Annotated in this window: 29 protein-coding genes and 1 tRNA gene; 17 read left to right on the forward strand and 13 right to left on the reverse strand. The window is 62.0% G+C overall.

The features are described from left to right. Positions 1-22: 22 nt before the first annotated feature. The gene (locus tag V6765_RS16305; protein WP_174802119.1) at positions 23-187 is read left to right on the forward strand and encodes a DUF1328 domain-containing protein; all 165 of its coding nucleotides are present in this window, start codon (positions 23-25) and stop codon (positions 185-187) included. Between the two features lie 127 nt (positions 188-314). Here V6765_RS16305 and V6765_RS16310 read toward each other — a convergent pair whose 3' ends face one another. Beyond that, positions 315-515 (reverse strand): CsbD family protein, encoded by a 201-nt coding sequence (locus V6765_RS16310; RefSeq protein ID WP_230721127.1) that lies wholly within the window; start codon positions 513-515, stop codon positions 315-317. 277 nt (positions 516-792) lie between these two features. Between V6765_RS16310 and V6765_RS16315 the strand changes: the two genes are divergently transcribed. Continuing rightward, complete coding sequence (locus V6765_RS16315; RefSeq protein WP_448430616.1) at positions 793-2,520, forward strand: CHASE domain-containing protein; 1,728 nt, start codon at positions 793-795, stop codon at positions 2,518-2,520. 63 nt (positions 2,521-2,583) lie between these two features. Here V6765_RS16315 and V6765_RS16320 read toward each other — a convergent pair. Continuing rightward, positions 2,584-2,668 (reverse strand) — tRNA-Leu (locus V6765_RS16320). A 171-nt stretch (positions 2,669-2,839) separates the two neighbouring features. Here V6765_RS16320 and V6765_RS16325 point away from each other — a divergent pair. Then, a complete protein-coding gene (locus tag V6765_RS16325; protein ID WP_448430618.1) occupies positions 2,840-3,421 on the forward strand; it encodes a YqaA family protein in 582 nt (193 codons plus the stop codon). Positions 3,422-3,472: 51 nt separating this feature from the next. Further along, positions 3,473-3,976 (forward strand): disulfide bond formation protein B, encoded by a 504-nt coding sequence (locus V6765_RS16330; RefSeq protein WP_448430620.1) that lies wholly within the window; start codon positions 3,473-3,475, stop codon positions 3,974-3,976. Positions 3,977-3,982: 6 nt separating this feature from the next. Here V6765_RS16330 and V6765_RS16335 read toward each other — a convergent pair whose 3' ends face one another. Together V6765_RS16335 and V6765_RS16340 are read right to left on the reverse strand one after the other, a co-directional pair. Beyond that, complete coding sequence (locus V6765_RS16335; protein ID WP_448430622.1) at positions 3,983-4,975, reverse strand: KpsF/GutQ family sugar-phosphate isomerase; 993 nt, start codon at positions 4,973-4,975, stop codon at positions 3,983-3,985. Positions 4,976-5,030: 55 nt separating this feature from the next. Next, the gene (locus V6765_RS16340) at positions 5,031-6,245 is read right to left on the reverse strand and encodes a ubiquinone biosynthesis hydroxylase (protein ID WP_448430624.1); all 1,215 of its coding nucleotides are present in this window, start codon (positions 6,243-6,245) and stop codon (positions 5,031-5,033) included. 99 nt (positions 6,246-6,344) lie between these two features. On the opposite strand from V6765_RS16340, the gene tesB reads away from it, so the two are divergent. The 3 genes from tesB (at position 6,345) to V6765_RS16355 (ending at position 9,280) form a co-directional block, all read left to right on the forward strand. After that, complete coding sequence (tesB, locus tag V6765_RS16345; protein ID WP_448430626.1) at positions 6,345-7,241, forward strand: acyl-CoA thioesterase II; 897 nt, start codon at positions 6,345-6,347, stop codon at positions 7,239-7,241. Between the two features lie 331 nt (positions 7,242-7,572). Next, a complete protein-coding gene (locus V6765_RS16350) occupies positions 7,573-7,923 on the forward strand; it encodes a P-II family nitrogen regulator (RefSeq protein ID WP_018064835.1) in 351 nt (116 codons plus the stop codon). 22 nt (positions 7,924-7,945) lie between these two features. Further along, the gene (locus tag V6765_RS16355; protein WP_448430628.1) at positions 7,946-9,280 is read left to right on the forward strand and encodes an ammonium transporter; all 1,335 of its coding nucleotides are present in this window, start codon (positions 7,946-7,948) and stop codon (positions 9,278-9,280) included. Positions 9,281-10,240: 960 nt separating this feature from the next. Here the strand turns inward: V6765_RS16355 and V6765_RS16360 are convergent. After that, positions 10,241-10,798: an HNH endonuclease gene (locus V6765_RS16360; protein WP_448430630.1), complete on the reverse strand. Its 558-nt coding sequence runs from the start codon at positions 10,796-10,798 to the stop codon at positions 10,241-10,243. A 115-nt stretch (positions 10,799-10,913) separates the two neighbouring features. Beyond that, on the reverse strand, positions 10,914-11,558 hold the full coding sequence (locus V6765_RS16365) for a DNA-3-methyladenine glycosylase family protein (protein ID WP_448430632.1): 645 nt from the start codon (positions 11,556-11,558) through the stop codon (positions 10,914-10,916). Positions 11,559-11,599: 41 nt separating this feature from the next. On the opposite strand from V6765_RS16365, the gene gluQRS reads away from it, so the two are divergent. Then, entirely contained in the window at positions 11,600-12,478 is an 879-nt protein-coding gene (gene gluQRS, locus V6765_RS16370; RefSeq protein ID WP_448430634.1) for a tRNA glutamyl-Q(34) synthetase GluQRS, read from the forward strand. Here the strand turns inward: gluQRS and V6765_RS16375 are convergent. After that, complete coding sequence (locus tag V6765_RS16375) at positions 12,443-13,357, reverse strand: YihY/virulence factor BrkB family protein (RefSeq protein ID WP_448430636.1); 915 nt, start codon at positions 13,355-13,357, stop codon at positions 12,443-12,445. The genes gluQRS and V6765_RS16375 overlap by 36 nt on opposite strands. Positions 13,358-13,437: 80 nt before the next feature. Between V6765_RS16375 and V6765_RS16380 the strand changes: the two genes are divergently transcribed. From V6765_RS16380 to V6765_RS16410, 7 genes are all read left to right on the forward strand, one after another. Then, positions 13,438-14,271: an SDR family oxidoreductase gene (locus V6765_RS16380; protein ID WP_448430638.1), complete on the forward strand. Its 834-nt coding sequence runs from the start codon at positions 13,438-13,440 to the stop codon at positions 14,269-14,271. Between the two features lie 11 nt (positions 14,272-14,282). Next, positions 14,283-14,792: an O-acetyl-ADP-ribose deacetylase gene (locus V6765_RS16385; protein ID WP_448430640.1), complete on the forward strand. Its 510-nt coding sequence runs from the start codon at positions 14,283-14,285 to the stop codon at positions 14,790-14,792. Positions 14,793-14,936: 144 nt separating this feature from the next. Next, positions 14,937-15,134, forward strand: a complete 198-nt coding sequence (locus V6765_RS16390) for a twin transmembrane helix small protein (RefSeq protein WP_018064827.1) — start codon at positions 14,937-14,939, stop codon at positions 15,132-15,134. Positions 15,135-15,227: 93 nt separating this feature from the next. Beyond that, on the forward strand, positions 15,228-15,794 hold the full coding sequence (locus tag V6765_RS16395) for a cob(I)yrinic acid a,c-diamide adenosyltransferase (RefSeq protein ID WP_448430642.1): 567 nt from the start codon (positions 15,228-15,230) through the stop codon (positions 15,792-15,794). A gap of 189 nt (positions 15,795-15,983) precedes the next feature. After that, positions 15,984-16,733: an electron transfer flavoprotein subunit beta/FixA family protein gene (locus tag V6765_RS16400; protein WP_448430644.1), complete on the forward strand. Its 750-nt coding sequence runs from the start codon at positions 15,984-15,986 to the stop codon at positions 16,731-16,733. A gap of 14 nt (positions 16,734-16,747) precedes the next feature. Next, on the forward strand, positions 16,748-17,677 hold the full coding sequence (locus V6765_RS16405) for an electron transfer flavoprotein subunit alpha/FixB family protein (protein ID WP_448430646.1): 930 nt from the start codon (positions 16,748-16,750) through the stop codon (positions 17,675-17,677). Positions 17,678-17,759: 82 nt separating this feature from the next. Continuing rightward, entirely contained in the window at positions 17,760-18,182 is a 423-nt protein-coding gene (locus tag V6765_RS16410; protein ID WP_448430648.1) for a secondary thiamine-phosphate synthase enzyme YjbQ, read from the forward strand. Between the two features lie 3 nt (positions 18,183-18,185). Here V6765_RS16410 and V6765_RS16415 read toward each other — a convergent pair whose 3' ends face one another. After that, entirely contained in the window at positions 18,186-18,794 is a 609-nt protein-coding gene (locus tag V6765_RS16415) for an NAD(P)H-dependent oxidoreductase (protein ID WP_448430650.1), read from the reverse strand. Positions 18,795-18,886: 92 nt separating this feature from the next. Here V6765_RS16415 and V6765_RS16420 point away from each other — a divergent pair, with 92 nt between their 5' ends. Beyond that, positions 18,887-19,501, forward strand: coding sequence for a TetR/AcrR family transcriptional regulator (locus V6765_RS16420; protein ID WP_448430652.1), 615 nt, complete (start codon positions 18,887-18,889; stop codon positions 19,499-19,501). An 8-nt stretch (positions 19,502-19,509) separates the two neighbouring features. Here V6765_RS16420 and V6765_RS16425 read toward each other — a convergent pair whose 3' ends face one another. Then, positions 19,510-20,370: an SDR family oxidoreductase gene (locus V6765_RS16425; protein ID WP_448430654.1), complete on the reverse strand. Its 861-nt coding sequence runs from the start codon at positions 20,368-20,370 to the stop codon at positions 19,510-19,512. A 260-nt stretch (positions 20,371-20,630) separates the two neighbouring features. Between V6765_RS16425 and ampH the strand changes: the two genes are divergently transcribed. Continuing rightward, entirely contained in the window at positions 20,631-21,734 is a 1,104-nt protein-coding gene (gene ampH, locus V6765_RS16430) for a D-alanyl-D-alanine-carboxypeptidase/endopeptidase AmpH (protein ID WP_448430656.1), read from the forward strand. Positions 21,735-21,757: 23 nt separating this feature from the next. On the opposite strand, the gene V6765_RS16435 is transcribed toward ampH, so the two are convergent. From V6765_RS16435 to V6765_RS16450, 4 genes are all read right to left on the reverse strand, one after another. Then, entirely contained in the window at positions 21,758-22,852 is a 1,095-nt protein-coding gene (locus tag V6765_RS16435; protein ID WP_448430658.1) for an ABC transporter ATP-binding protein, read from the reverse strand. Positions 22,853-22,863: 11 nt separating this feature from the next. Beyond that, positions 22,864-23,745, reverse strand: coding sequence for a carbohydrate ABC transporter permease (locus tag V6765_RS16440; protein ID WP_448430660.1), 882 nt, complete (start codon positions 23,743-23,745; stop codon positions 22,864-22,866). A gap of 3 nt (positions 23,746-23,748) precedes the next feature. Further along, positions 23,749-24,819 (reverse strand): carbohydrate ABC transporter permease, encoded by a 1,071-nt coding sequence (locus V6765_RS16445; protein WP_448430662.1) that lies wholly within the window; start codon positions 24,817-24,819, stop codon positions 23,749-23,751. 300 nt (positions 24,820-25,119) lie between these two features. Then, on the reverse strand, positions 25,120-26,385 hold the full coding sequence (locus V6765_RS16450) for an ABC transporter substrate-binding protein (protein ID WP_448430664.1): 1,266 nt from the start codon (positions 26,383-26,385) through the stop codon (positions 25,120-25,122). Between the last annotated feature and the right edge of the window lie 220 nt (positions 26,386-26,605).

Consider the following 26,605-nt stretch of genomic DNA (forward strand, 5'->3'; position numbering starts at 1 on the left):
TACAAACACAAGGAGAATGTCCATGCTTTACTATGCCGTTGTTTTCCTGGTGATAGCCCTGATCGCTGCCGCGCTTGGTTTCGGCGGCATCGCCGGCGCTTCAGCAGGTATTGCGCAGATTCTGTTCTTTCTGTTTCTGCTGTTCTTCGCCGTCGCGGTCATCGTGAACTTCGCGCGCAGCCGCTAACAACAGAGTTTCCTCCCCCAAAGGCGGGCCGCCTGATGGCGGTCCGTTTTTTGTCGTCCTGTCCGGACATAAAAAAAAGGGCGGGAGCGCCTCAGCGCTCCCGCCCGAAAACTTTTCAGTCGCGTTATCAGTTTGAACTGTTCATCCAGTTGTCGACATCGCGTTCGGCTTCGTCGCGCTCCTTGCCGTAGCGTTCCTGGATCTTGCCCACGAGCTTTTCGCGGTTGCCGGCGACGACATCGAGGTCATCATTGGTCAGCTTGCCCCAGCGGGCCTGCACTTCGCCGGTGAACTGTTTCCAGTTGCCTTCGATACGGTCCCAATTCATAAGCCTGCTCCTTTCAGCTTAGCTTTTTCTATGTTTGATAAACGCTTCACCCGTTCTGGGTGTTCCATCCTTCGGACGAAGATTGACAACCCTCCCAAAAACAGGAATGTACGAACGCAGGCACTGAGTGCCGGTGCGCAGAAGTAAAATGAAACAAATGCTTCATCGGTCCCGTGCTTCTTTCGGCACATTTACGCAAACAACCGAAGTCGTTTCACTTTTCTGGCGCGTATGAGTGAAATTGGCCGGCCCGTGCCGGCCGGGCTGTGAAGAAAACATGCGATTCGACAAGGCAGACAACGGCACTGTTTCGACCATCAGCCGCATCCTACCCGCGCTGGTGTTTCTGGTGGTCGCCATTATCGGCCTCGGCATGTCGTTCTCGATCTATCGGGCGTCCGAGGTCGAGCGCCGCGCCAAGTTCGAGATGGTGGCGGGCGACGCCGCCGACCGGATCGTCAACCGTTTCTACCAGCACATGTCGCTCCTGGAGGCGACCAAGGCGTTCTTCGAGGCGACCGACGGCAATATCGACCGCGCCGCCTTCCGCACCTATGTGGGCGGTCTCGATACCGAAGGGCGCTATGACGGCATCCAGGGCATCGGCTTCGCCCGGATGGTCTATGCCGGAAACGAGGGCCGCGCCGAGGACATGATCAGCCGCGCCTATGGCGAGGACCACCCGATCTGGCCCGAGACCGACCAGGATTATCGCGCCGCGATCGTGATGATCGAGCCGGACAATGAGCGCAATCGCGCTGCCATCGGCTACGACATGTACAGCGAACCCGTGCGCCGCGACGCCATGGCCAAGGCCTTTGCCACCGATACGCCGCGCGCCAGCGGGCCGGTGGAGTTGGTGCAGGAAATCACCGACAACAAGCAGGCCGGCTTTCTGCTCTATTTGCCCTTCAAGATGGACCGCGGCGAGAACAATGCGGACGGCAATTTGCCGCTTTCCGGCTTCATCTACGCGCCGTTTCGCGCCGGCGATCTCTATCGCGCGGTGATGAACGCCTCGCCGGCGCTGCCCGTGGCCATCCACGCCTACGACAAGGATACGCCCGAAATTCCGCTGTTCGAATCCGCGACCTATGATGCCGCTTTGGAGCGCAGCGCGCTGACCTCGTCCCGCGAAGTCGATATTGCCGGCAGGACGTGGGTGCTGGAGATGACGCCGAGCGCGGCATTCGAAAAGGCCGCCTTCGATATCACGCCCTTCGTCGTCGGCTGCGTGGCCCTGCTTCTGGCAGTCGCGCTGGCCCTTGCCGCGCAGTGGCAGATCAAGGCGCTGGCCGCGGCCCGCGAGGTTCAGCGCGTGACCGAGAAATCCCTGCAGGAACGCGAGCTGATGCTGCAGGAGATGAAGCACCGGATCAAGAATTCGATCGCCCGGATGCTCGCGATCGCTCGCCAGACGGCCCACCATTCGGAAAATCTCGAGCAGTTCGTGGAATCCTATTCCGCCAGGCTGCAGGCCATGTCGACGGCGCAGGACGTGCTGACCCGTTCGCGCTGGCAGCGGGCCGACCTGAAGGAACTGCTGAACAAGGAACTGGAGCAGGTGTTCGGCAATGGCGAGTCGCATTACGAGGTCTACGGCCCGAATGCGGAGATCGACGAGAAGGCGACCCAGGCCTTCAGCCTCACCTTCCATGAACTGGCCACCAACGCGCTCAAATATGGCGGCCTGTCGGGCGACGGCGCGGGACTGAAGGTCTCGTGGAGCTTTCAGGGCACAGGCGCCGAGCGCAAGCTGAAGCTGATCTGGGCGGAAACCGGCGCCGGACCCGTCGCGCCGCCGGAACGCAAGGGCTTCGGCACGCGGCTGATCGACGCCAACATCATCGGCGAGTTGAACGGCACGATCGACCGGCAATATGGCGAGGACGGTCTGAAAATCGAGATCACCTTCCCGAACCCCGCCACCAGAAAGGCAACATCGCGCCGCTCCCGCTGGCGTCGCACCCGCCGCGCTCGGCTGGCGGAAAAGAAGGGCGAGTGATCCGCTGCGCCGGACCAATAGAGGCAGCGTCTCTGATCAACGAACGGCGATGTTTGAGAAAGATGGTGCCCCTTGCCGGAATCGAACCAGCACTCCTTTCGGAACCTGATTTTGAGTCAGGCGCGTCTACCAGTTCCGCCAAAGGGGCCCTATGCCTCGTCTTGAGGCAGGCATGGCGGAATATAAGGAGATCGGGCCGGGCGTCAACACGCTTCTGGCGCCGGGCCTGCACAAATTTGCGCCGTGCGGCTCTTGAGTGATGGACATGGCGGGCCGGAGACAGCATTCTCCGGCGACACAAATCAACCCCGGACGATCCATGCTGCGCAGACTTTATAACTGGACGCTTTCGCTCGCCGCCAACCGCAATGCCGAACGCGTTCTTTTCGGGATATCATTCGCCGAAAGCTCGTTCTTTCCGATCCCACCGGATGTGCTGCTGATCCCGATGGTGATCGCGCGGCCGGCAAAATGGTTCCGGATCGCGCTGATCTGCACGATTGCCTCGATCCTCGGCGCGATCGCCGGCTATCTGATCGGCATGTTCCTGTTCGAGCAGGTCGCCCGGCCGATCCTCGATTTCTACGGCAAGCAGGATTCGTTCGACCGGGTGGCCGAATGGTACAACACCTGGGGCGGCTGGGGCGTGCTGTTTGCCGCCATCACGCCCTTTCCCTACAAGGTGCTGACGCTGTTTTCGGGTGCGACGGGCCTCAACTTCGGCATCTTCCTGCTGGTCAGTGTGATCGGGCGGTCGTTCCGGTTTTTCCTGATTGCCTGGCTGCTCAATCGCTACGGCCCGCCGATCCGCGATTTCATCGAGAAATATCTCGGTCTTCTTTTCACCTTATTCGTCATCCTTCTGGCGGGCGGGTTCTACCTGGTTAAATATGTTTTCTAGATCAATTTCGCGCGCATGGACGCTGGCCGGGCCGCGCGCTATGAGGGTTTCATGACCGCGCGTTCTTTCTCCCGCATTCCGATCGGCCTGACGCTGTCGACGCTCGCCATGGCCGTCACGGTCGGGACGGCGCTCGGCTTCGAGCATCTCGGCGGCTATATCCCCTGCCACCTCTGCCTTCTTGAGCGCAATCCCTATTATATCGGCGTACCGGTCGGCATTCTCGGCCTCCTCGCCTGGCGCTTCGGCCTGCCGCGCCTTGTCGCGAGGCTGGCGCTTCTCGCCATTGCCGGGCTGATGGTCTGGGGCATGGTGATGGGGGTCTATCACGCCGGCGTCGAATGGCACTGGTGGGCCGGGCCTTCCGATTGCTCGGGCTCGATGGCAGGTGTGACCACCAACGCCATGGACCTGCTCGGCGATCTCAACAGCGTCACCGGCCCGAAATGCGACGAGGCGGCGCTGCGCGTGCTCGGCCTGTCCTTTGCCGGCTGGAACGTGGTCGCAAGTCTGGTGATTGCGGCAATCGCGCTCTGGGGCGCGCGCGGAAGGTAATCAGCTTCAGGCCGCGCCGATCCGCAGGAAATCGTGGAAGTGAACGATGCCGAGCGGGCGGTTGTTCTCATCGACCACCATCAGCGCGGAAATATTGTGCTTTTGCAACAGCGCCATCGCGGCGGAGACCAGCATGGTCTTGCCGACAGTTTTTGGCGCCGCGGTCATCACGTCTTCCACCGCGAGCTTGCTCATGTCGCGGGCAAGATTGCGGGCGAGATCGCCATCGGTGATGATGCCGGCAAGCCGCCCGTCTTCTGTCAGCACGCCGACGCAGCCGAAACGGCGCTGCGAGAGTACCATGATCGCCTCCGGCAGCGGCGTGCCGGCCGGCACCAGCGGCACCTCCTCGCCGACATGCATGATATCGGCGACATGGGAGAGCAGCGCCCCGAGCTTGCCGCCAGGATGATAGATCTTGAAGTCGACAGCGGAAAAGCCGCGCGCCTCCAGAAGCGCGATCGCCAGCGCATCGCCCAGCGCGAGCTGCATGGTGGTGGAGGTCGTGGGGGCCAGACCGTGCGGACAGGCCTCCTCCGCCTTGGGCAGGTCGAGCAAGATATCGGCTGCCAGCGCCAGCGAGGATTGGCGGCCGGAGGTGATCGCGATCAGCGGGATGGCAAACCGCCGCGTATAGGCGACAAGGGCGGTCAGCTCGCTGCTTTCCCCGCTCCAAGACAAAGCCAGCACGGCATCCTTCTGGGAGATCATGCCCATATCGCCGTGATTGGCTTCCGCCGGATGCACGAAGAAGGCCGGTGTGCCGGTGGAGGCGAAGGTGGCGGCGATCTTGGTGCCGACATGGCCGCTCTTGCCGACGCCGGAGACGATCACATGGCCCGCCGTCTGCCTGAGCAGCGCCACCGCCTTTTCGAACGGCTCCGCCAACCCGTTGCCGAGCGCCGCCGACAGGGCTTCCAGCCCCTTGCGTTCAAACTCGAGCGTCCTCAGCCCCGAAAGCGCCGCCTCGCCCAATTGATTTTCATCCACGTCAGTCATGACACGCTGTTAGCGCCTTTGCTCGGTGCAATCAATACTATGGCTGAAGGCGCGCTCAGAGCGGCTCGCCGGCCAGCAGTTTCGGCAGGTTCCGGGCGGAACGGCCCGAGGCTTCCTCGATGAAGTAGCGTTTCAGCCGGGGCATGCGGTCGACGACGCCGAGGCCGAAATCGCGCGCCATGCGCAGCGGGCCGATATCGTTGGAAAACAGCCGGTTCAGCACATCGGTGGTCATGCCCATGCGCACCGTGTCGAACCGCCGCCAGCGCTGATAACGCTCCAGCGTGTCGAGCGCGCCGATATCGAGACCGTTGCGATCCGCCTCGACGATGGTCTGGGCCAAAGCCGCGACATCCTTGAAGCCGAGATTGAGGCCCTGGCCCGAAATCGGGTGGATGCCGTGGGCCGCATCGCCCGCCAGCGCCAGCCGCGGCGCGATGAACGACCGCGACAGCGTGAGACCCAGCGGAAAGGCGCGCCTGCCGCCGGCCAGCGTGAGTTTGCCGAGATGATGCCCGAAGCGGCGCTCCAGCTCGGCCTCGAACACCATGTCGTCGCTGTCGACAAGGCGCTGGGCGTCTTCCGTGCGCTCTGTCCAGACCAGCGAGGAGCGGTTGCCGGTGAGCGGCAGAATGGCGAAGGGGCCCGCCGGCAGGAAATGCTCTTCTGCCCGGCCGTTATGCGGACGTTCATGGGCCACTGTGGTGACGATGCCGGACTGGCCATAGTCGAATTTGACTGTCTTGATCCCGGCCATGTCGCGCAGCCTTGAGCGTACGCCGTCACAGGCAACCACCAGCCGCGTCGCGATCTCCTCGCCGCTGGCGAGGGTAAGTTTCGCATGTCCGCCCTCGGCCGAAAAATCGGTCACGGCGGCGTCGTGGCGGATCGTGATGCCGAGCGTGTCAGCCGCCCCGCGCAGCGCCCTGACCATCGCGACATTGGGGATCATATAGGCAAAGGGGTCGCCGGTCTCGCCGCCTTCGCCGAAGGTGAGGAACACCGGCTTGACCGGCTCGCCGGTTTCCGAATCGGTGACGATCATCTCGTTGATTGGCTGGGCGTGGTCCTTGATCTCGTTCCACAGTTCCAGCGTCTTCAGCATGTTGATTGCGGCGGCGATAATCGCCGAGGCGCGCTCGTCCTTTTCCCACACATGCGCCGGCGCCGCCTCCATCAGCTCGATTTCGAGATGGGGCGCCGCCTTCTTGACCGCGACCGCGACCGAGAGCCCGACATAGCCGCCGCCGACGATGACAATATCCTTCATATCTCGCTCCTTCTTGCGTGCCGCCATATCTCGCTCCTGTTCAGCAAAGCTGTTATAGGCCATTGCGTTACTCATGGGATATATAGGGACCGCGTTCAAATGTCACAGCCCGGCAATGACCAAGGCGGCAAGGCGCTCGCCGCTCTGCTTGATCTCGAACGGCTCGAGGAGAACCTCTATCGCGGCCAGAGCCCTGCCACCACGTGGCAGCGCGTGTTCGGCGGACAGGTCGTCGCCCAGTCGCTGGTGGCGACCCAAAGAACGGCGCCGGCGGGGCATCTCGTTCATTCGCTCCACGGCTATTTCATGCGTCCCGGCGATACCGAGGTGCCGATCATCTTCCAGGTCGAGCGGCTGCGCGACGGACGGAGTTTTTCAACGCGCAGCGTGCGCGCGATCCAGCACGGCCAGCCGATTTTCATCATGACCGCCTCGTTTCAAACGGAAGAGGAAGGCTTTCAGCATCAGGATGCCATGCCGGATGTGCCGTCTCCCGAGGAACTGGCCTCGAGCGACATCATCAATGATTCGAAGAACGCGCCCGCGCCGGTGCGCAATTACTGGATGCGCGAGCGGCCGATCGAGATCCGTCCCGTCGATCTGGAAAATTTTCTCTGGCGCAAGAAGCCCGGCGGCCGGCAGAATATCTGGATCCGGGCCAACGGCCCTTCGCCGCACGGGCGCGACTATCAGGCGGCCTTCCTGGCCTATATGTCGGACATGACCCTGCTGGACGCCACGCTCTATCCGCATCAGAGCTCGGTCTTTTCAGACCATGTCCAGGCGGCAAGCCTTGATCATGCGGTCTGGTTTCATCGGCCGTTCGATATCGAGGACTGGCTGCTCTATTCGCAGGAGAGCCCTTCGGCGAGCGGCAGCCGTGGTTTTGCCTATGGCCGCATCTTCAGCCGCGACGGCACGCTGGTCGCCTTCGTCGCCCAGGAAGGCCTGATCCGCATACGCGATCGCGCGCGGCCGTTTTACAACAAGCCGTGACCGGGCGCGATCGACGCCGGAGTGGGTAAAATGCCCATATTGCGCGCATGCCGGACCTTCCGGCTGACGGCCTGAAGCGGCGCGGCTGATCTCCATTCCGGCATTTGCATAAAAAAAAGGCAATTGCCAAAAATAACGCACGGAATCGCCGCAACTTTGTGGCGGGCGTTTCGCCGCACGTCGCGTCCTGAAAATATCCCATTTATATCAATAGTTTGTGGCGTCGGCTTCAAACTGGCACGGACTTTGTATGTCTGCGATAGGCCGCTGACGAATTTCTATTCGAGGGCGGTAAGGAGAACCGGCTTTTCGAAGCTGCGGGTAACAAAGGATGGGAAACCAGATGAAAATTGTGATGGCCATCATAAAGCCGTTCAAGCTGGATGAGGTGCGTGAGGCCCTCACCGCCGTCGGCATTCAGGGCCTGACCGTGACCGAAGTGAAAGGTTACGGCCGGCAGAAGGGGCACACCGAGATCTATCGCGGTACCGAATATGCCGTCAGCTTTCTTCCCAAGCTGAAGATCGAAGTCGCGGTCGCCGCCGATGTTGTCGAAAAGGCTGTCGAGGCGATCGCCTCCTCCGCCAAGACCGGACAGATCGGCGACGGCAAGATCTTTGTCTATTCCATCGAACAGGCCGTGCGCATCCGCACCGGCGAAACCGATTCCGAAGCGCTGTAAATCAGCAGGGGGTAATCAGTCTATGTCTTCCAAACTCAAATATATTGCGGGTTTTGCTGCCCTTGCCGCAGCGACCGCCGCCTTTCCTGCCTTCGCTCAGGAAGAGGCCGCAGAGGCCGTGGTTGAAGTGGCCTCGGGCGCGCCCGCCGCTGATACGGTCGTGATCTTCAACACCTTGCTGTTCCTCATCGGCGGCTTCCTGGTCATGTGGATGGCCGCGGGCTTCGCCATGCTGGAAATGGGTCTGGTGCGCAAGAAGAACGCCTCGATGCAGGGCCTGAAGAACATCGCCCTCTATTCCGTCGGCGGCATCATGTTCTGGTTCACCGGCTACAACCTCATGTATACCGGCGTTGACGGCGGCTTCATGGGTTCGTTCGGCCCTTACGTCTTCCCGGGCCCCGGCATGGATGACGGCGCGGCCGGCTATTCCGTGGCCTCCGACTGGTTCTTCCAGATGGTGTTCTGCGCCACCACGGCCTCGATCGTGTCCGGTACGGTTGCAGAGCGCATCAAGTTCTGGCCGTTCATCATCTTCACCGTCATCCTGACCGGTATTCTCTACCCGATCACCGGTTCGTGGCAGTGGGGCGGCGGCTGGCTCTCTGAAATGGGCTTCTCCGACTTCGCCGGTTCGACGCTGGTTCACTCGGTCGGCGGCTGGGCCGCTCTTGCCGGCGCGCTTGTTCTCGGAGCACGTACGGGCAAATATGCCGCTGACGGTTCGGTTCATCCGATGCCGGGTTCCAACATCCCGCTCGCCGTTCTCGGTACCTTCATCCTGTGGCTCGGCTGGTTCGGCTTCAACGGCGCTTCGCAGCTTGCCATCGGCTCGATCGCGGATGCAGGCGATGTCTCCAAGATCTTCGTCAACACCAACCTGGCCGCTGCGGCCGGCGCGGTTGTCACGATGATCCTGCTGCAGATCGTCTACAAGAAGGTCGACGTCACCATGGTCCTGAACGGCGCGCTTGCCGGTCTGGTCTCGATCACGGCCGAACCGCTGACCCCGTCCGTTCCGGCGGCTCTGTTCATCGGCGGCATCGGCGGCGTGATCGTCATCGTCGTCGTGCCGCTGCTCGACAAGCTGAAGATCGACGATGTCGTCGGCGCCATCCCGGTCCATCTTGTTGCCGGTATCTGGGGCACCTTCATCGTCCCGCTGACCAATGACGGCACGTCGTTCGGCACCCAGATCGTCGGTATCGTCGCCATCGGCGCCTTCACCTTCATCGCGTCGTTCGTCATCTGGTTCATCCTCAAGGCTATCATGGGCATCCGTGTCTCGCCGGAGGAAGAAGAGATGGGTCTCGACAAGTCCGAGGTCGGCGTCGAAGCCTATCCGGAATTCATGTAATCCCAGCCGGGGCCGCCGCGCGGCGGCCCCGGACGATTTCAGGATGCATTGCAGAACCCGCCGGCCCGTTCGGCGGGTTTTGTTTTGTTGACAAATCTCGGGCCCATCAGGCGGCCGCCTCGTTTTCTGCATTCATACCGATCTTCGTTCCGAAACCAGCAAGCGCAAGTCGTTGGGACAGACTGTTTGTAAACTTCACCATAGGACGCTCTGTGCGTCGGCTCAGGGTCTGCATGACGGAGGAGGCAGAAAAGGGACTCTGTCAGCGACCTTCAACCCGCCATTCGTTTCGCCGAGTGTTGTCCGGGACGTTGTGATGCGCGCCATGGGAGCGAAATATAATGTTGCATCTAGAGATTGACTGGGGACTTTTACGTAGATAGAAATGAACCATCGAGAAGCGGACTGGAATTGTTGATAGCGCTATCATGGAGTCGTTGCGACTTTTCTAGCCTCTCTTTTGATCGCGGGGGCGGTATTTCATCGGAACTTCCCGTTAAACGGGGAACTTTGACCGCCCAGAATTCGTTCACTTCGGATAAACAATTTGGGGTGAACGTTTACATCTTGGGTGTCACGACGAAATCGATATTGTTTTTGTGGCAACCGCCAGTTACGTGAAATGCCAAAACCGGGAGCGAGGGAAGTCGGCTCAGACCGACTCGGTAAACACCACAAGAATTGGACTGACTGTGAAAAATCTCAGACTCTTCAACTGTTCCTGCCACCACCCGCTACGGTTTGGAACAAAAACCTGCTCCTATTGCTTTAGGCCCACGCCGTTCTACAATCGCATTCCGTTTTGGGCGGCATTGCTGCTCGTGATTGCTGTGCTCTCGATGCAGCTTTTCGGTTTCGGCTTTGACGAAACGCTGAGCGCAGCCGAATCTGATCCTCCGGCGAGTCAGAATATGGCTGGAGGCCTCTGAATCCGGATACACCGGAGCGCAAGGCGCCTTGTCACGGTTCCAGTTCGCTGTCCCAGTAGAGATAGTCCAGCCAGCTTTCATGCAGATAGTTCGGGGGAAACTGGCGGCCGTTATTGTGCAGGTCCTGCACCGTGGGCTGGAAGGGTTTGTGATAAGGGATCATGCCGGCCTGTTTCGGCAGCCTTGATCCCTTTTTCAGATTGCAGGGCGAGCAGGCCGCGACAACGTTTTCCCACGTGGTCTCGCCGCCGCGACAGCGCGGGATCACGTGGTCGAAGGTCAGTTCCTCGCGGCTTCCGCAATACTGGCACTGGAAGCGGTCGCGCAGGAACACGTTGAAGCGGGTGAAGGCCGGGTGGCGCGAGGGTTTGATATAGGTTTTCAGGCAGACGACGCTCGGCAACCGCATGGAGAAGCTGGGCGAGGACACGGCCTGATCATACTCGGCGATGATGTTGACACGGTCGAGGAATACGGCCTTGATCGCGTCCTGCCAGGACCAGAGCGACAAGGGGTAATAACTCAGCGGCCTGTAGTCGGCATTCAGAACGAGCGCCGGCAAGGCCTGAGGCGAGACTGCAATCGTCAAGTTGCTCTCCTGATCGATTCGGCATCTGTCTCCTGTATATTAGGCTCGTTGTTACAGTATTGTGAAGCCTGATTAATCGCCTCTTGTGTTTCGACTGCAAAATACCGCAGAAGCCTTATCCCACCGGCAGGACGTCTCTTTTTGTCATCTGCGCGTAATGCGCCCAGAGAATCCGGGCGGCCACGGAACGATAGGGTTCCCACCCCCGCGCAAGCGCGCGCAGCGTCGCCGCATCGGGCCGTTCGTCGAGGCCGAGCGCGTCGGCCGCGGCAATGCGCAGCGCCAGATCGCCGGCCGGGAAGATGTCGACATGGCCGGCGCAGAACATCAGATAGACTTCCGCCGTCCAGAGGCCGATGCCGCGATAGGCCGTCAGAAGCGCCATCGCCTCGTCGGCCGGCAGGGCGTCAATCGCCGCAAGATCGAGTTTGCCGCCGGCAATCGCCGTTGCGATGCCGCCGAGCGTCGCCTGCTTGGCGCGCGTCAGGCCGATGCCGGCATGGGCCTCGGGCGAAAGCGCCAGGTAGGTCTCGGCCGTCAGCGGGTCGCAGGCGGCGCGAAGCCTTGCGAAGATCGCGGCGGCCGCCTGTTTGGAGATCATTTGGCCTGCCACCACTTCCGCAAGCCCGGCAAAGCCCGAGGGCAGCAGGCGGAGCGGGATTTCGGGGAGGGTTTTGGCCAGTTCGGCAAGCAGGGGAGCGTTTTCGCAAAGAGCCGCGCGCGCCTTGTCAAGATCGTCGCCATTGCGCAGCCGCTCCATCCGCCTTACCCCTTTTGTTGAAAAACCGGATAGTTCATCGCATGAAACCAGATCAGGATCGACCCGTTTTCCGCTTTGCGCCGAGCCCGAACGGCTACCTGCATCTCGGCCACGCTCTGTCTGCCTTTGAAAATCAGCGGAGGGCAGAGGCTGCGGGCGGCAGGCTGCTCCTCAGGATTGAGGATATCGATCAGACCCGCGCCACGCCCGAGCTCGAGGCGGCGCTGATCGAGGACCTCGATTGGCTCGGCATCGCCTTCGAGGCCCCGACCTTTCGCCAGTCGGAGCATTTTGCCGATTATCAGGCCATGCTCGACCGGCTGATTGTCGCGGGCCTTGCCTATCCGGCTTTCATGACCCGCGGCGAGGTGCGCCGGCAGGTCGAGGCCTATGAGGCGGACGGAAGCGACTGGCCGCGCGATCCCGACGGTGCGCCGCTCTATCCGGCCGTCGACCGGCTGCGCAGTGAGGAAGAGCGCCAGGCGCTGCTCGCCGCCGGCAGGCGCCATGCCTGGCGGCTCGACATGGAGGCGGCGGTCGCCCGCATCGGCAAGCCGCTCTGCTGGCGCGAGGAGAGGGATGGCGGGATCGTCGATATCCCGGCTGATCCCGCGGCTTGGGGCGATGTGGTGCTGTCGCGCTCGGATGCGCCGTCGAGCTATCATCTCTCGGTGGTTACCGATGATGCGGCGCAGGGCATCACCCATGTGGTGCGCGGTCTCGATCTCTATCACGCCACCGCGATCCACCGCCTGCTGCAGGAACTTCTGGGGCTTCCCGCGCCGGTCTATCACCACCACCGACTGATTCTGGGCCCCGACGGGCGCAAGCTTTCCAAATCGAACGGCGATACCGCGCTCAGGCAGTTGCGCGCGGAAGGGCGCTCAGTGGCTGATATTCGCGTCCTTCTCGGGATCTGAATGCTTGGCCCGGCGCGAGCGGTGGCGGCTCCATGGCGCGTGCTTGATCACCTTGTATTTCAAGAGAGCGGCGTTCACCTCCGCGCCCAGAAGCAGGATCACGCCGATCGAATAGAGAAACACCAGCAGGATCATCGGCGTCGCAAGCCCGGCATAGGTGGCGCTGTATTGCGCGAAGGTGCCGAGATAATAGGCGAAGCCGGATGCGAAGATCGCCCAGAACACCAGCGTCAGGATGATGCCGGGAAGCACATCGACAAGCCGGCGACGGCCGGCGGCCAGAAACAGGTGGGCAATCACCAGACCGAACATCAGCAGCAGGAATGTGCCGACGAGGCGGGCATTGGCAAGCGCCGTCAGCCCGGTCTCAAGCCAGGGGAACCAGCGCTCGGCGAAGTGCAGCGCCAGCGGCACCACCACGAACATGATGCTGAGGAAGGCGAAGATGATCGAGGCCAGAAGCACGAAACCAAGGCTCTTGATCCTGAGCCACCACCATGTCCGGGTTTCCTCCACGCGATAGGCGCGGTTCAGCGAAAGCCTGACGGCTTCCACGCCGTTGGAGGCGAAATAGGCGGCGGCCAGCACCGATACCGTCAGCAGCCCGCCGCGCGGCACGGTCAACACCTGGCGGATCTGGTTGGAAACGGGCTCGGCGATCTCCTTCGGCCAGGCGCCGACAATGGTGTTGATCGCGATATCGGCGAACTGGTCGGCGCCGAGAAAGCCCGCCAGCGTGGTGCCGAAGATCAGGAAGGGAAACAATGCAAGCAATGTCGAGAGCGCCACATGGCTCGCCATCGCCCAGCCGTCGTCCTCGCTGAAGTGGTAGAGCGCGTCATAGGCCACCTTGAAGGTCGTGCGGATCGGCTTTCTCATTCTTGCTCCAAAGGCGTTTCGCGGTCGGCTCGCGTTCCTTATATAGGAAAGACAACGCGTTCGTGTACCGGAGTATCTCATTGGCCGAGCAATCCACGATTATCGTCACCGGCTGTTCCAGCGGCATCGGCGCCTGGTGCGCCCGCGCGCTGGCAAAGGATGGCTGGCGGGTGTTCGCCACGGCGCGCAAGCCGGAGGATATCGCCGCCCTTGAAGCCGATGGCCTCGAGGCCCTTTATCTCGATTATACCGATCAGGCCTCGATCACCGCCCTTGTGGAGGCGGTGGCGGAGCGCACCGGCGGGCGCATCGATGCGCTGTTCAATAATGGCGCCTATGGCCAGCCGGGGGCGGTGGAGGATGTCTCGACCGACGTGCTGCGCGCCCAGTTCGAGGCCAATTTCTTCGGCTGGCACGAGCTGACGCGGCAGGTCCTCCCGTTCATGCGGGCTCAGGGTCATGGCCGCATCGTGCAGTGCTCCTCCATTCTCGGTCTGTTGCCCTATCGCTATCGCGGCCCGTATTCGGCCTCGAAATATGCGCTGGAGGCGATGTCGCTGACCTTGCGCATGGAGCTGGAGGGCACTGGCATTTTCGTGAGCCTGATCGAGCCGGGGCCGATCGCCTCGCGCTTCACCGCCAATGCGCTGAAGCATATCCACGAGAATATCGATCTCGAGGGCTCGCATCACGCGGCGGAGTACAGGAAACAGCTTGCTCGCCTGAATGGAACCGGGCCCGAGAACAAGAGCCGGCTGGAACCGGATGCCGTCCATGCCGTTTTGCTTAAGGCGCTGACGGCCAAAAGGCCGCGCCCGCATTATCCCGTCACCACGCCGGCGAAGCAGGGCATGATCCTGAAGCGCATCATGCCCTCCGACTGGTTCTATCGGTTGATGGGACGGTTGAGCTGAGGCAGGACGATATGGGAAGGATCACCGTAGAACAGGGCGATATCACGGCTTACGACGTCGATGCGATCGTCAACGCCGCCAATTCTTCGCTGCTCGGCGGCGGCGGGGTGGATGGCGCGATCCACCGCGCGGCAGGGCCAGGGCTCCTGGATGAATGCCGGACGCTCGGCGGGTGCGCAACGGGCGAAGCCAAGATCACCGGAGGTTACGATCTGAGGGCCCGTTACGTGATCCACACGGTCGGCCCCGTCTGGCGCGGCGGCGGTGATGGCGAGGCTGAAAAGCTGCGGCTTTGCTACCGGAATTCGCTGGAACTGGCCGCCGCGCATGCCTGCCGGACGATCGCTTTTCCGGCGATTTCCACCGGCGTCTACGGCTTTCCGGCTGACCGCGCCGCGCGTATTGCTGTCGAGACGGTTTCCAGCGGGCTTCAAGACCTGCCGGAAATCGAGATGGTCTTTCTGGTTGCCTTCAGTGCGGATGCCGCGCGCCTGCTCAGCGATGCGTTCGAGGCGCACTGAGCCGGGCCTTGCAAGCGCGGCTGTTTTGTCGTCTGATGGCGCCGATTTCCGAAGCATTCCGCTGTCAGCATCGGAATGCGGCAAGACAAAGAGATGGAGCGGGCGAGCGCCTTGATGTGAGGCGGCCACGCTCCGGGAGAGAAAATGTCCACGGTATTCGTTTTCGCCACTGTCATCGTGATGCTGCTGGTGGTGTTCTTTCTGGCGCGCGGGCTCATCAACATGATGCTCGGCGGCAGTCCGCAGCATTCCAACAAGATGATGCAGGCCCGCGTCGCGTTCCAGGCGCTTGCCATCATCCTGATCATGATCACGCTCTGGTTGATGCAATCCGGTCATTGATTTCGCCGGCAGGCTGAAAATACGTTGTATGGTCTTGCCTTTTGCAACCGGGTTCGCTCAATAGCGGCTGACTGAAAGAACTGCGACACAATCATGGTCAAACTCAACAAGATCTACACCCGTACCGGCGATGACGGCACCACCGGACTTGCAAGCGGGCCGCGCCGCAAGAAGGCGGATGTCCGGATGGCGGCGATCGGCGATGTTGACGAGACCAACGCCGCGATCGGCCTTGCCCGGCTGCAGGAGGCCGGCGATTATGACGCGGCGCTTGCCCGCATCCAGAACGACCTGTTCGATCTCGGCGCCGATCTGGCAACGCCGGAGACAGGCGAAGCGCTTGGCTATGAGCCGCTCAGGATCGTCGATGCCCAGGTGGCGTGGCTTGAGGCCGAGATCGACCGGCTGAACGATGCGCTTTCGCCGCTGACCTCGTTCATCCTGCCGGGGGGCAGCGCGCTTGCGGCGCATCTGCACATGGCGCGCACGGTCTGCCGGCGCGCGGAGCGAGCGATGACCGGACTTGCCGAGACGGAAGCCGTCTCGAAGCCGGCGCTTCAATATATCAACCGACTTTCCGATCTGCTGTTCGTCGCTGGCCGCCATGCCAATGGCCAGGGAGAGCGCGATGTGTTGTGGGTGCCGGGAAAGAACCGCTGATTGCGCGGCCGAGGTCAAATTGCGGCGAAGTTTTTTTGCGAAAGACGGGAAAACAAACTATCCATGTCGCCGATTGGCAAGCGATCATGCCTGAATGGCAGCATGGTCCCCTGCATGAGGCCGGCGGTGGTTCCGGAGATAAGATTTTGCGCGTTCGGCCGGTAACGGCCGTGAGTTTGGAGGTTGAACATGAAAATTCTGGTCCCGGTCAAGCGGGTTGTCGATTACAACGTCAAGATCCGCGTCAAGCCCGATGGCACCGGCGTCGAGCTCGCCAACGTCAAGATGTCGATGAATCCCTTCGATGAAATCGCGGTGGAAGAGGCCTTGCGTCTGAAGGAAGCCGGCAAGGCGGAAGAAGTCGTCGCCGTCTCGATCGGTCCGGCCAAGGCGGAAGAGACGCTGCGCACCGCGCTTGCCATGGGCGCCGACCGCGCGATCCTGATCGCCACCGACGAGACCGTCGAGCCGCTGGCGGTCGCCAAGCTGCTGAAGAAGGTGGCCGAGGAAGAAGCGCCGCAGCTCATCATCCTCGGCAAGCAGGCGATCGATGACGACAGCAACCAGACCGGCCAGATGCTGGCCGCGCTGCTCGGCTGGAGCCAGGCAACCTTCGCCTCCAAGCTGGAACTCGGCGAGGGCGATGCGAAAGTGACCCGCGAAATCGACGGCGGTTTGCAGACGATTTCGGTCAAGCTGCCGGCGATCGTCACGACGGACCTGCGCCTCAACGAACCGCGCTATGCCTCGCTGCCGAACATCATGAAGGCCAAGAAGAAGCCGCTCGACAAGAAGACGCCCGCCGATTACGGCGTCGATTGCGCCCGCCGGCTGGAAGTGCTGAAGACCGAGGAGCCCGCCGCGCGCAAGGCCGGGATCAAGGTCGCGTCCGCCGCCGAACTGGTGGACAAGCTGAAAAACGAAGCCGGCGTATTGTAAGGGGAGCCTTGAACATGACCATACTTCTTCTCGCCGAACATGACGGCAATGCCGTTTCCGAACAGACCGCGAAAGCCGCCACCGCCGCTGCCGCGATCGGCGGCGACATTCACGTGCTGGTGGCGGGCAAGGGCTGTGCTGCCGCCGCTGAAGATGCGGCGAAGATCGCCGGCGTCTCCAAGGTGCTTATCGCCGAAAGCGACGCGCTGGCCGAGGCTCTCGCCGAGCCGCTTGCGGCCACGATCCTTGATCTCGCCGGCGGCTATGACGTGATCATCGCGGCCGCGACCGCGATCGGCAAGAATGTGATGCCGCGCGTGGCGGCGCTTCTCGACGTGATGCAGGTTTCCGAGATCATCGAGGTCATCGCCCCCGACACGTTCAAGCGCCCGACCTATGCCGGCAACGCCATTGAAACGGTGAAGTCGCATGACGCCAAGAAGGTGATCACGGTGCGCACGGCAAGCTTCTCCGCCGCCGAAATGACGGGCTCCGCGCCGGTCGAGACGGCGTCTGCCGCCGCCGATCCGGGTCTGTCGAGCTTCGTCGAAAATGCGATCTCGGCCTCCGAACGGCCGGAGCTGACGTCCGCGAAGATCATCATTTCCGGTGGTCGCGCGCTTGGCTCCTCGGAAAAATTCCAGGAGGTGATCCTGCCGGTCGCCGACAAGCTGGGTGCGGCCGTCGGCGCCTCGCGCGCCGCCGTCGATGCCGGTTTTGCGCCGAACGACTGGCAGGTCGGCCAGACCGGCAAGGTGGTCGCCCCCGATCTCTACATCGCCTGCGGCATTTCCGGCGCGATCCAGCATCTGGCCGGCATGAAGGATTCGAAGGTGATCGTCGCGATCAACAAGGACGAGGAAGCGCCGATCTTCCAGGTTGCCGATTACGGCATTGTCGGCGATCTGTTCACGGTTCTGCCGGAGCTTGAAAAGGCGCTTTGAGGCGCAATATTGCGATTGATCCCCGGCCTCAGGGCCGGGGATTTCGACGCGGCCCGCCCGTTGCGAAAACGCGGAGGAAATCATGCCCCAGACCAGCCTGACCATCGAGACAAGCGGCCAGGGCCTCTACGAGTTCACCGAAGAGGCCGAACGCTTTGTGCGCAACGAGGCGATGAACGAAGCTCTGCTGACGGTGTTCGTTCGGCATACCTCGTGCTCGCTGCTGATCCAGGAAAACGCCGACCCCGATGTCAAACGCGACCTGAAGGCCTATTTCTCGCGGATCGCGCCGCCGGCCGATGATCCGTCGATGGACTATCTCGTCCACCGCCTTGAAGGCCCGGACGATATGCCGGCCCATATCAAATCGGCGCTGACGCAGGTTTCGGTTTCCATCCCGGTTTTCGACGGGCGGCTGGCGCTTGGCACGTGGCAGGGCATCTACCTGTTCGAACACCGCGACCGCCCCCATCGTCGCGAGCTGGTGCTGCATCTTTCTCCGTGAAGCCTATCGGGCCTTGCCCGCCAGAGCGCCCACCCTGTCGAGCCATCGTTCGCGTTGCTTCGGGCTGGCGCTTCGCACGACGGCGAGGTTCGTCACATGCACGGGCGCGAAGCCGACATAGCCCAGAATCTGACGTTTCACCTGTTTGACGATGCCGGCGCCGAGGAACAGGCGAAGGTACCAGGACGGCGTATCCGATGTGATGAAGACGCGGGCGCTTTTGCCCTTCAGCAGCTTTTCCGGCAGGCTCGCCCCCTTTTTCGGCGCGAACGCCTTGCCGGGCAGCAGCACGCGATCGAACAGACCTTTCAGCTTTGCGGGCATCCCGCCCCACCACAATGGATGCGCGACGACGAAATGATCGGACTGCGCAAGGGCCTGCCAGAAGCGTTCGAGATCCGGCTCCAGCTTGGGGGCGTTCCTGTAGCTCGACTGGCCGAAATCGCTGTTGAACTGCATCGCCGCGAGATCGAAGCGTTCAACGTGGTGGCCGGACTGACGGGCGCTCATCTCATAGCGATGGGCAATCATGCTCGAGAGACTTTGACGAGCCGGGTGGCCGTTGAGGATGACAATGCGTTTATGCGCAGGCGCTGCCGACTGATTTTTCATGGGGGACTCCTAAAAAATGACCGTGGTCACTTTATATAGGGGTTATCATCGGTACGATTCAACAGAAAAATGACCACGGTCATTTTATTGGCATGAGCAGAAAACCACAGAAGCGAACCCACGAGACCAAAGCGCGCATTCTCGAAGCGGCAAGGCAACTGACGGAAGGAAGGCCGTTCGATGCGGTCTCGATGGATGCCATTGCCCGTCAGTCGGGCGTCGCGAAGGGCTCCCTTTTCGCGCATTTCGCGGACAAGAGCGGGCTGTTATCCCACGTGGTGGCGGAGCGCCTGCAGGCGATTGTCGATGACTGGGAGCTGGAAAGGGCAGACGGCAAATCCCGGCTTGCCGAACTCCTTGATCGAAGCATGGCGCTGGTCGATCTGCTGAGCGCGGATCGCGCGGTTCTGCAAATCTATCTGGATTATTCCGGCGCGACGTCTTCCAACGTCTCGGAGCCGTTTTCGGCGAGTCTCGAGGCGCTGGAAAACCGGTTGTTTTCATTTCTGTCGCATTGGCGCGAACATGGCGGGGGACCGTTTGCGCTGAGAACTGATCTGGATGTCGCTGCGCTCGCCTCCGGCGTTTCCGCCTTCGTCACGACCGCCGCCATTTACAGGGCATGCGCGCGCATCGGCTCACGCGCCGAGTGTATCGCGCTTCTCGAAAGCCAGTTGACCGCCTGGCTGAAAGGCCCGGCGTCGTAGGGACGCGCTCAGCCGCCGACGAGGTCGCCGCCATTCGGATGCAGCACCTGGCCGGTGATGTAGGAGGAATCCTCGCAGGCCAGGAACAAGAGGCTCGGCGCCACCTCGTTCGGCTGGCCGGGGCGGCCGAGCGGCGAATCCTTGCCGAACTCCGCAACCTTGTCCTTTGGAAAGGAAGCGGGAATGAGCGGTGTCCAGATCGGGCCGGGGGCGACGCCGTTGACGCGGATGTTTTCGGAGGCGAGATTGCCCGACAGCGCCCGGATCAGCGCTAGCAGGGCACCCTTGGTCGAGGAATAGTCGAGCAGCAGCGGCTGGCCCCGGAACGCCGTGACCGATGTCACGATGATGATCGATGCACCGGATTTGAGGTGCGGGCGGGCATATTTCAGCAGGTGGAAGGCGCCGAAAATATTGGTCCTGAATGTGCGCTCGAGCTGCTCCTCCGTAATATCGGCGATATCTTCCTGCACGTGCTGCTCGGCGGCATTGTTGACGACGACATCGAGCTTCCCGAAACGCTCGATCGTCTTGTCGACGAGCTTTTCCGACGTCGCGACGTCCCCGATGTCGCCGGCGAACAGAAACGCCTCGCCGCCTTCCTCCTCAACGGCTTTCAGCGTCTTTTCGGCGTCTTCCGCCTCGTGCTCGTCCTTGTAGTGGATCGCGAGCCTGGCGCCCTCGCGGGCGTAGAGCACCGCAGTCGCCCGCCCGATGCCGGAATCGCCGCCGGTTATGATGGCGACCTTGTCCTTCAGCCGGCCCGAACCGGGGTAACGGGGCATGTAGTCGGGCTGCGGATGCATCTCCGCTTCCGAACCGGGCTGGTGATCCTGAACCTGTGCTACGGGGGCTTTCGTGTCGGCCATGTGCCTGTCCTTTACCTGAGCTTACGACGCGGTCGCCGCGCCTGTCTGTCTGCTAAAGCGATAAGGCAGCCGTCTTGTTCCAGCCCCGCGTGGATATGAAGACGTGTTGGAGTTTTCATAAACGGCGTGTACCGCTCGGTTTTCCCGGCATTTCTTCGCGAAGTGTGTTAGCTTAAGCTTATATGCCTGATGAAGGAGGAGGTCCGGGAGGGGGCCTCTGCGACAGCGCGACTTTTTCAAAGCAGAAGATTGGAGCTCAAATGAGATATGCCCTTGCAGCAATCGCACTTCTGGCGGCAACGCCCGCGGCCGCCAGCGATCCGATAATTGATGAGGCCGTCGAGTTTACGGGTCAGATCTTCCAGCTCGATACCGGCGTACCTGGCCTCGTCATCGCAGCGGTTCGCGGCGGCGAGAGCGCCGTCTTCGGCTTCGGGGAGATCGCCAAGGGCAGCGGGCGGGAGCCGGATGGCGACACCAGGATCGGCGTCGGGTCGGTGACCAAGACCTTTACCGGCCTTTCCCTCGCTGCGCTTGCCGCGGATGGCGCCGTTTCGCTCACAGAGCCGGTCGGTCCGCATGCCGGTGTCGTCGATGCGCTGCCCGGGAAGGACGGCCGGGAAATCCGGCTGGTCGACCTTGCTACCCATTCGAGCGGCTTGCCGCGCGAACTTTCAGGCGTCGACGGCGTCGAGAAATATAGCGATGAATCCTTCGCCGCCAATCTTTCCGAAAATCCCCTCCTGTTCGCGCCGGGCAGCGGCATGGCCTATTCCAATGTCGGCTTCGACGTGCTGGCGATGGCGCTAGCCGACATTGGCGGGCAGGACTATGCGGCTCTGCTCAAGTCCCGGGTCCTCGACCGGATCGGTCTGACGTCGACAGGTTACGACCGGCCCACGGGCGAAAACGCCATGACCGGCTATGACTGGAACGGAAACGAAATCGATCCCGGCGAACCGATTGTGAACCGCGAGGGGGCATCGGGCCTTTACACCACGGCCAATGACATGGTGCGCTATCTGCAATGGAATCTCGACCGTTTCGGAAAGGATGACGCCGAAGTCCGCGCCATCAGCCATGCGGCCTGGCTGATGCGCGACGGCCTCAATCCGGTTATCGGCCTGGATGAATCAGGCCATATGAACGCCATGGGGCTCGGCTGGGTGATCATGATGCCCGAGGGCGACCGCCCGCTGATCATCCAGAAGGCCGGCGGCACAAATGGCGTGTTCAGCTATTTGGCGTTTGCGCCATCGCGCGATGTTGGCGTGTTCATCGCCATCAACCAGTTCAATTTCGCGGCGGGCATGGAAATGGCGCACATGGTCAATGATCTGATCGGCACGCTCGCGCCGCGTTGATCGCGGCAAACCGACGAGGTGCGTCAAGCTGAAGCCTTGCGCGTCTCGCTTTCCACTGGAAACAGATGCGCCTTTTCCGGATCGAACACCAGCGTGATCTCGCTGCCGGTCGCAAGCGGGCGATCCTCGGCGAGTGCTGCGACAATGCTGCCGCCGCGGGTGAGCTCGACATTGATCACGGTTTCGGTGCCGAGCCGTTCCACCAGCGTGACCTTGCCGTGCAGCCCGCCGGCCGTGCCGCTTTCCACGACATCGAGATATTGCGGGCGCAGACCCAGCCGGGCCGTGGTCCTGCCTGCGAAGTCGAAACGGGTCTTCGGGATGGTGACTGGGTCGAGCGCCTCCGACCTGACGGTTATGCCCTCGCCGTCCGTTTCGACGATATCGACATCCATGAAATTCATCGAGGGCGAGCCGATGAAGCCGGCGACGAACAGGTTGGCGGGCTCGTGATAGAGCTCCATCGGCGTGCCCACCTGCTGGACCACGCCATCCTTCAGCACCACGATCCGGTCGGCAAGCGTCATCGCCTCCACCTGGTCGTGGGTCACGTAGATCATGGTGGCGTCGAGCTGGTTGTGCAGTTTGCCGATCTCCATGCGCATGTCCATGCGGAGCGCCGCATCGAGATTGGAGAGCGGCTCATCGAACAGGAAGACGGAGGGATTGCGCACGATCGCGCGGCCGATCGCCACCCGCTGGCGCTGGCCGCCGGAAAGCTGCGAGGGGCGGCGGTCGAGCAGATGCTCCATCTGCAGGATGCGCGCCGCGCGTTGCACCGCCTCCTCCTTTTCCTTCTTCGGCACGCCGGCGATCGTCAGCCCGAAGGCGACGTTTTCGCGCACAGACATATGCGGGAAGATCGCATAGGTCTGGAACACCATGGCGATGCCGCGCTCCTTGGGCTGCAGGTCGTTCACCTTCCTGCCGCCGATCTCCAGCGTACCGTCGGTGATATCCTCAAGCCCCGCGATCATCCTTAGAAGCGTGGACTTGCCGCAACCGGACGGGCCAACGAAAACCACGAACTCGCCGTCCTTGATGTCGAGATCGACGCCCTTGATGACCTCGACCTTGCCATAGGATTTGCGGACCGATTTGAGTGACAGCTCTGCCATTTCGTTCTCCCTCAGCCCTTCACGCCGGTTGATGCGATCGATGCGATGAATGCGCGCTGCAGCACGAGATAGAAGGCGAGCACCGGCACGGTGATCAGCGACAGATAGGCCATGACCTCGCCCCACGGCACGTTGAGCTGGAAGAAATAGCCGAGCCCGACCATGATCGGCCGGTGGGCCTCGTCCTGCACCACGATCAGCGGCCAGAGGTATTGTTCATTGTACATTTTCAGCGCTTTCAGAATGGCGGCGGTGGCGATCACCGGGCCGGAAAGCGGCATCACAACCCGGCGGTAGATTTGCCACCAGCTCGCTCCTTCCGCGCGCGCGGCCTCGATCAGCTCGCGCGGCAGGTCCTTGAAATACTGCACGAACAGGAAGATCGTCAGCGCATCGGCAATCCACGGGATGATCTGGACGCGGTAGGTGTTGAGCCAGCCCCAGGAAAATCCCTCGAGGCCGATCCAGGGCAGGCGCGAGACGAACAGAAGCAGCGGAATGGCGATCGTTTCGAACGGGATGATCAGCGTTGCGAGCACGATTGACAGCACCACCGCATTGCCGCGCCACCTCACGAAGGTGAACGAGAACGCCCCGAGCGAGCAGAGGAACAGCGAGGCCAGCACGGTGATCGTGGTGATCATCACCGAATTGAACACGAACAGGCCGATCGGCGCGCGGCGGAACGCGCCGGCGTAATTTTCGAGGCTGATATCGCCGACCGGCAGGAAGGCGCGCAGCGAGGACGTGTCGTTCAGGAGCTGCTGGTCGGGCTTCAGCGACGACATCACCATGAACAGCAGCGGCAGCAGGAACACCAGCGCCACCAGCACCAGAACGAGATAGCGGACGGCGAGCCTGAGGCCGTGATTATCGTTGGAAATGGCGGCCATGGCTCAGTTCCTTTCCCGCGTGAAATAGCGCTGCGCCAGCGAGATCGCGAGCACCAGCACGAACAGCACCACCGAGATGGTCGAGCCGCCGGAGATATCCTGCCGGCCATAGCCGCGCTCGACGGCCTGGAACACCAGCGTCTGTGTGCTGTCGAGCGGCCCGCCCTTGGTCATCACGTCGATCTGGGCGAAGACGGCGAAGGCCTGCATGGTGATCACCACCAGCACCAGAACGGCGGTGTTGCGGAGCCCCGGCCAGGTGACGTAGCGGAAGGTCTGCCATTTCGACGAGCCCTCGATGGCCGCGGCCTCGTAGAGCGTCGGCGGTATGGTCTGCAGTCCGGCAAGCCAGATCACCATGTGGAAGCCGACCGCCTGCCAGATCGACATGGCGATGATCGAACCGAGCGCGGTATGGGTGTTGCCGAGCCAGTCCACCGGCTGGAACAGACCGAAGGTCAGGCCGGATAACAGCGCGTTCAAGAGCCCGTCATTGCCGTCATAGATGAACCGCCAGAGCAGCGAGACCACCACGATCGACACCACGACCGGCATGAAGAACACGGCGCGGAACACATTCACGCCGCGTATACGCTGGTTGATCAGGAGCGCAAGCCCGAGCGCCAGCCCGGCCTGCACGGGCGCGGTGACCGCAACGAAGATCAGCGTGTTGACCAGCGCCCGCATGAACACGACATCGCGCGCCACCACCACATAGGCGGTGTTGCCGGCATGGACCCGGAACCATTCGCGCATGCCGAAATATTGCGGATAGTCGTCGGAGCGGGTGAGGGAACGCACCCGCGGATATTCGAGATTGCCGTCCTCATCGCGCGCCAGCGTGCCGTCATCGGCGGTTTCCGGCTCCAGCTTGATGATATTGAGGCCCAGCAGATCGCGATAATTCTCCGCGCCGACATAGCGCGTCGGATTGGGCGAGATCAGTCGCTGATCGGTGAGCGAAAACGCGATCGCCAGAAAGAACGGAAGGATGATGAACAGGCCGATCAGCAGGATCGACGGCGCCGCAAAAGCCCACCCCGCCCCGTTGTTCTCCGTCAGTTTCCGGCTCATGTGTCTGTCCTTCTACTGAGGTTTCGGCGGGGCCGACGGCCTGCCTATCCTCCACATCCGCGCGTTTAGGTCGAACGATGCCTTGCCACAGTCCAATCTCCCCCCTTGAGGGGGAGATGCCCGGCAGGGCAGAGAGGGGTGAACCCTTTCCGAGAGCAGGGCGTCAGCGGCTTATGCCCTGTACCCCTCTCTGTCGCTTTCGCGACATCTCCCCCTCAAGGGGGGAGATTGGGGGTGCCTCACCCTCATGCTGCCCCCAGACAAAACAAAAGGGCCGGCCGAAGCCAGCCCCTTGTCCCCTTAACCGCCGTGGCCGTAGCCCTGGTTGCGGTCGATGTCGGTGTCGATCTCGTCGACCGCGCCATCGAGCGTGTCGGCGACATCCGCGCCATTGGCGATATCGGCGATCGCCTTCTGGAACACGCTGGTCTCCACCACATAGCCGGGCGTGACCGGACGCAGTGACCCTTGCGCATCCGAAAGACCGTAGAACACGGCAAGCGGCGCGCCTTCCTTATAGAAGTCAGACATATCGGCGGCAGCCTGGGTGGCAGGCACGAGACCGATGCCGTTGGAGAAATCCGCCAGATACTGGTCCTGAATCGCGAATTCGATGAAGGCAGCGGCCCCCTCCGGATGCTCGGAGGATTCCGAAATGCCGAGCTGCCAGCTCGCCGCGCCGATCTTCGGTCCCTCGCCGAAATCGGGTGCGGGCAGGAACACCACGTCGTCGAAGGCATCAAGCTTGGCGCGTGCCGTCCAGTTGCCGTTCCAGTCGATGGCGTAATCGCCGTTGATGAAGCCGTTCTGGTGGTCTGCCGGGTCCTGGCTCGGTCCCGGTGCCAGACCGCGCTCGAACAGCGACTGCCACCATTCGCCAAACGCAATCGCCGCCTCGCCGTTCAGCACGCCCTCGGCGCTCTGGTAGTCGGATCGGTCGACAAGGTCGCCGCCGAAGGATTGCAGGAAGGGCAGGAAGGCATAGGTGTACCATTCGCCGGCATCCGCCATGCCGAGGTTCAGCGGATATTCAAAATCGCCGCTATCCTTCAGCTTGACAAGGATTTCATCGAATTCCTCGGCCGTCCACGGCTCTTCCAGCGTCGGCTTGCGGATGTCATATTTGTCGAGATAGGACTGCCGCGTCATCATCGCCAGCGCTGCGTCCCACAGGCCGACGGAGTAGATCTTTCCGTCCCATTCGCCGATCGCGCCGGGCAGGAAGCCTTCAAGCTTCGATTCATCGATCGGCAGCGGCTGCATGTAGCCGGACCAAGCCCAGTTCGGCATGATCGGGCCATCCACATCGATGATATCCGGCAGGTTTCCGGCGAGCGCCGCCGCCGTCACGGAATCATTGTAGGAATCCTCGGGAAAGCTCTCGATCACCACCTCCCAGTCATCCTGGCTTTCGTTGAACTCGGAAACGATGTTTTTCAGAATGCTCGATTCCGTCTCGTTGCCGGCGCCGTGATACCACATCGTCAGTTCCGTCGCCGCAAAGCCGGTCGCGGGCAGCGCCGTGGTCGCCATCAGCGAGGCCAGGATGAAAGCTGTCTTCTGCATGTTATCTCCTCCGATAAACTGCGCTCAGGCGGAATTGCCTGGAAGGCGCGGCGGCGTGGCCACCGCAGTGAACGGTCTTGGGGAGGGAATGCCGCGCAAGCGGCGGCGGGACTGTTTCCCGGCCGAGGCCGGGACCCACGAGGGAAGAGGTGGCGGGGGCCTTCCGGCGCACAGTCGAACGGTAATACGTTCCGCGCGCGCGTCATGTCATGACACCCTC

The sequence above is a fragment of the Martelella sp. FOR1707 genome (assembly GCF_053484265.1).

Coding starts and splice junctions, on each gene's coding strand:
- tesB (WP_448430626.1), top strand. CDS start 6,345: ATGTCACAGCCCGGCAATGACCAAGGCGGCAAGGCGCTCGCCGCTCTG.
- V6765_RS16445 (WP_448430662.1), bottom strand. CDS start 24,819: ATGAGCCGGAAACTGACGGAGAACAACGGGGCGGGGTGGGCTTTTGCG.
- V6765_RS16435 (WP_448430658.1), bottom strand. CDS start 22,852: ATGGCAGAGCTGTCACTCAAATCGGTCCGCAAATCCTATGGCAAGGTC.
- V6765_RS16420 (WP_448430652.1), top strand. CDS start 18,887: ATGAGCAGAAAACCACAGAAGCGAACCCACGAGACCAAAGCGCGCATT.
- V6765_RS16415 (WP_448430650.1), bottom strand. CDS start 18,794: ATGAAAAATCAGTCGGCAGCGCCTGCGCATAAACGCATTGTCATCCTC.
- ampH (WP_448430656.1), top strand. CDS start 20,631: ATGAGATATGCCCTTGCAGCAATCGCACTTCTGGCGGCAACGCCCGCG.
- gluQRS (WP_448430634.1), top strand. CDS start 11,600: ATGAAACCAGATCAGGATCGACCCGTTTTCCGCTTTGCGCCGAGCCCG.
- V6765_RS16325 (WP_448430618.1), top strand. CDS start 2,840: ATGCTGCGCAGACTTTATAACTGGACGCTTTCGCTCGCCGCCAACCGC.
- V6765_RS16310 (WP_230721127.1), bottom strand. CDS start 515: ATGAATTGGGACCGTATCGAAGGCAACTGGAAACAGTTCACCGGCGAA.
- V6765_RS16340 (WP_448430624.1), bottom strand. CDS start 6,245: ATGAAGGATATTGTCATCGTCGGCGGCGGCTATGTCGGGCTCTCGGTC.
- V6765_RS16385 (WP_448430640.1), top strand. CDS start 14,283: ATGGGAAGGATCACCGTAGAACAGGGCGATATCACGGCTTACGACGTC.
- V6765_RS16405 (WP_448430646.1), top strand. CDS start 16,748: ATGACCATACTTCTTCTCGCCGAACATGACGGCAATGCCGTTTCCGAA.
- V6765_RS16450 (WP_448430664.1), bottom strand. CDS start 26,385: ATGCAGAAGACAGCTTTCATCCTGGCCTCGCTGATGGCGACCACGGCG.
- V6765_RS16335 (WP_448430622.1), bottom strand. CDS start 4,975: ATGACTGACGTGGATGAAAATCAATTGGGCGAGGCGGCGCTTTCGGGG.
- V6765_RS16355 (WP_448430628.1), top strand. CDS start 7,946: ATGTCTTCCAAACTCAAATATATTGCGGGTTTTGCTGCCCTTGCCGCA.
- V6765_RS16425 (WP_448430654.1), bottom strand. CDS start 20,370: ATGGCCGACACGAAAGCCCCCGTAGCACAGGTTCAGGATCACCAGCCC.
- V6765_RS16440 (WP_448430660.1), bottom strand. CDS start 23,745: ATGGCCGCCATTTCCAACGATAATCACGGCCTCAGGCTCGCCGTCCGC.
- V6765_RS16350 (WP_018064835.1), top strand. CDS start 7,573: ATGGGAAACCAGATGAAAATTGTGATGGCCATCATAAAGCCGTTCAAG.
- V6765_RS16400 (WP_448430644.1), top strand. CDS start 15,984: ATGAAAATTCTGGTCCCGGTCAAGCGGGTTGTCGATTACAACGTCAAG.
- V6765_RS16330 (WP_448430620.1), top strand. CDS start 3,473: ATGACCGCGCGTTCTTTCTCCCGCATTCCGATCGGCCTGACGCTGTCG.
- V6765_RS16375 (WP_448430636.1), bottom strand. CDS start 13,357: ATGAGAAAGCCGATCCGCACGACCTTCAAGGTGGCCTATGACGCGCTC.
- V6765_RS16395 (WP_448430642.1), top strand. CDS start 15,228: ATGGTCAAACTCAACAAGATCTACACCCGTACCGGCGATGACGGCACC.
- V6765_RS16305 (WP_174802119.1), top strand. CDS start 23: ATGCTTTACTATGCCGTTGTTTTCCTGGTGATAGCCCTGATCGCTGCC.
- V6765_RS16365 (WP_448430632.1), bottom strand. CDS start 11,558: ATGGAGCGGCTGCGCAATGGCGACGATCTTGACAAGGCGCGCGCGGCT.
- V6765_RS16410 (WP_448430648.1), top strand. CDS start 17,760: ATGCCCCAGACCAGCCTGACCATCGAGACAAGCGGCCAGGGCCTCTAC.
- V6765_RS16315 (WP_448430616.1), top strand. CDS start 793: ATGCGATTCGACAAGGCAGACAACGGCACTGTTTCGACCATCAGCCGC.
- V6765_RS16390 (WP_018064827.1), top strand. CDS start 14,937: ATGTCCACGGTATTCGTTTTCGCCACTGTCATCGTGATGCTGCTGGTG.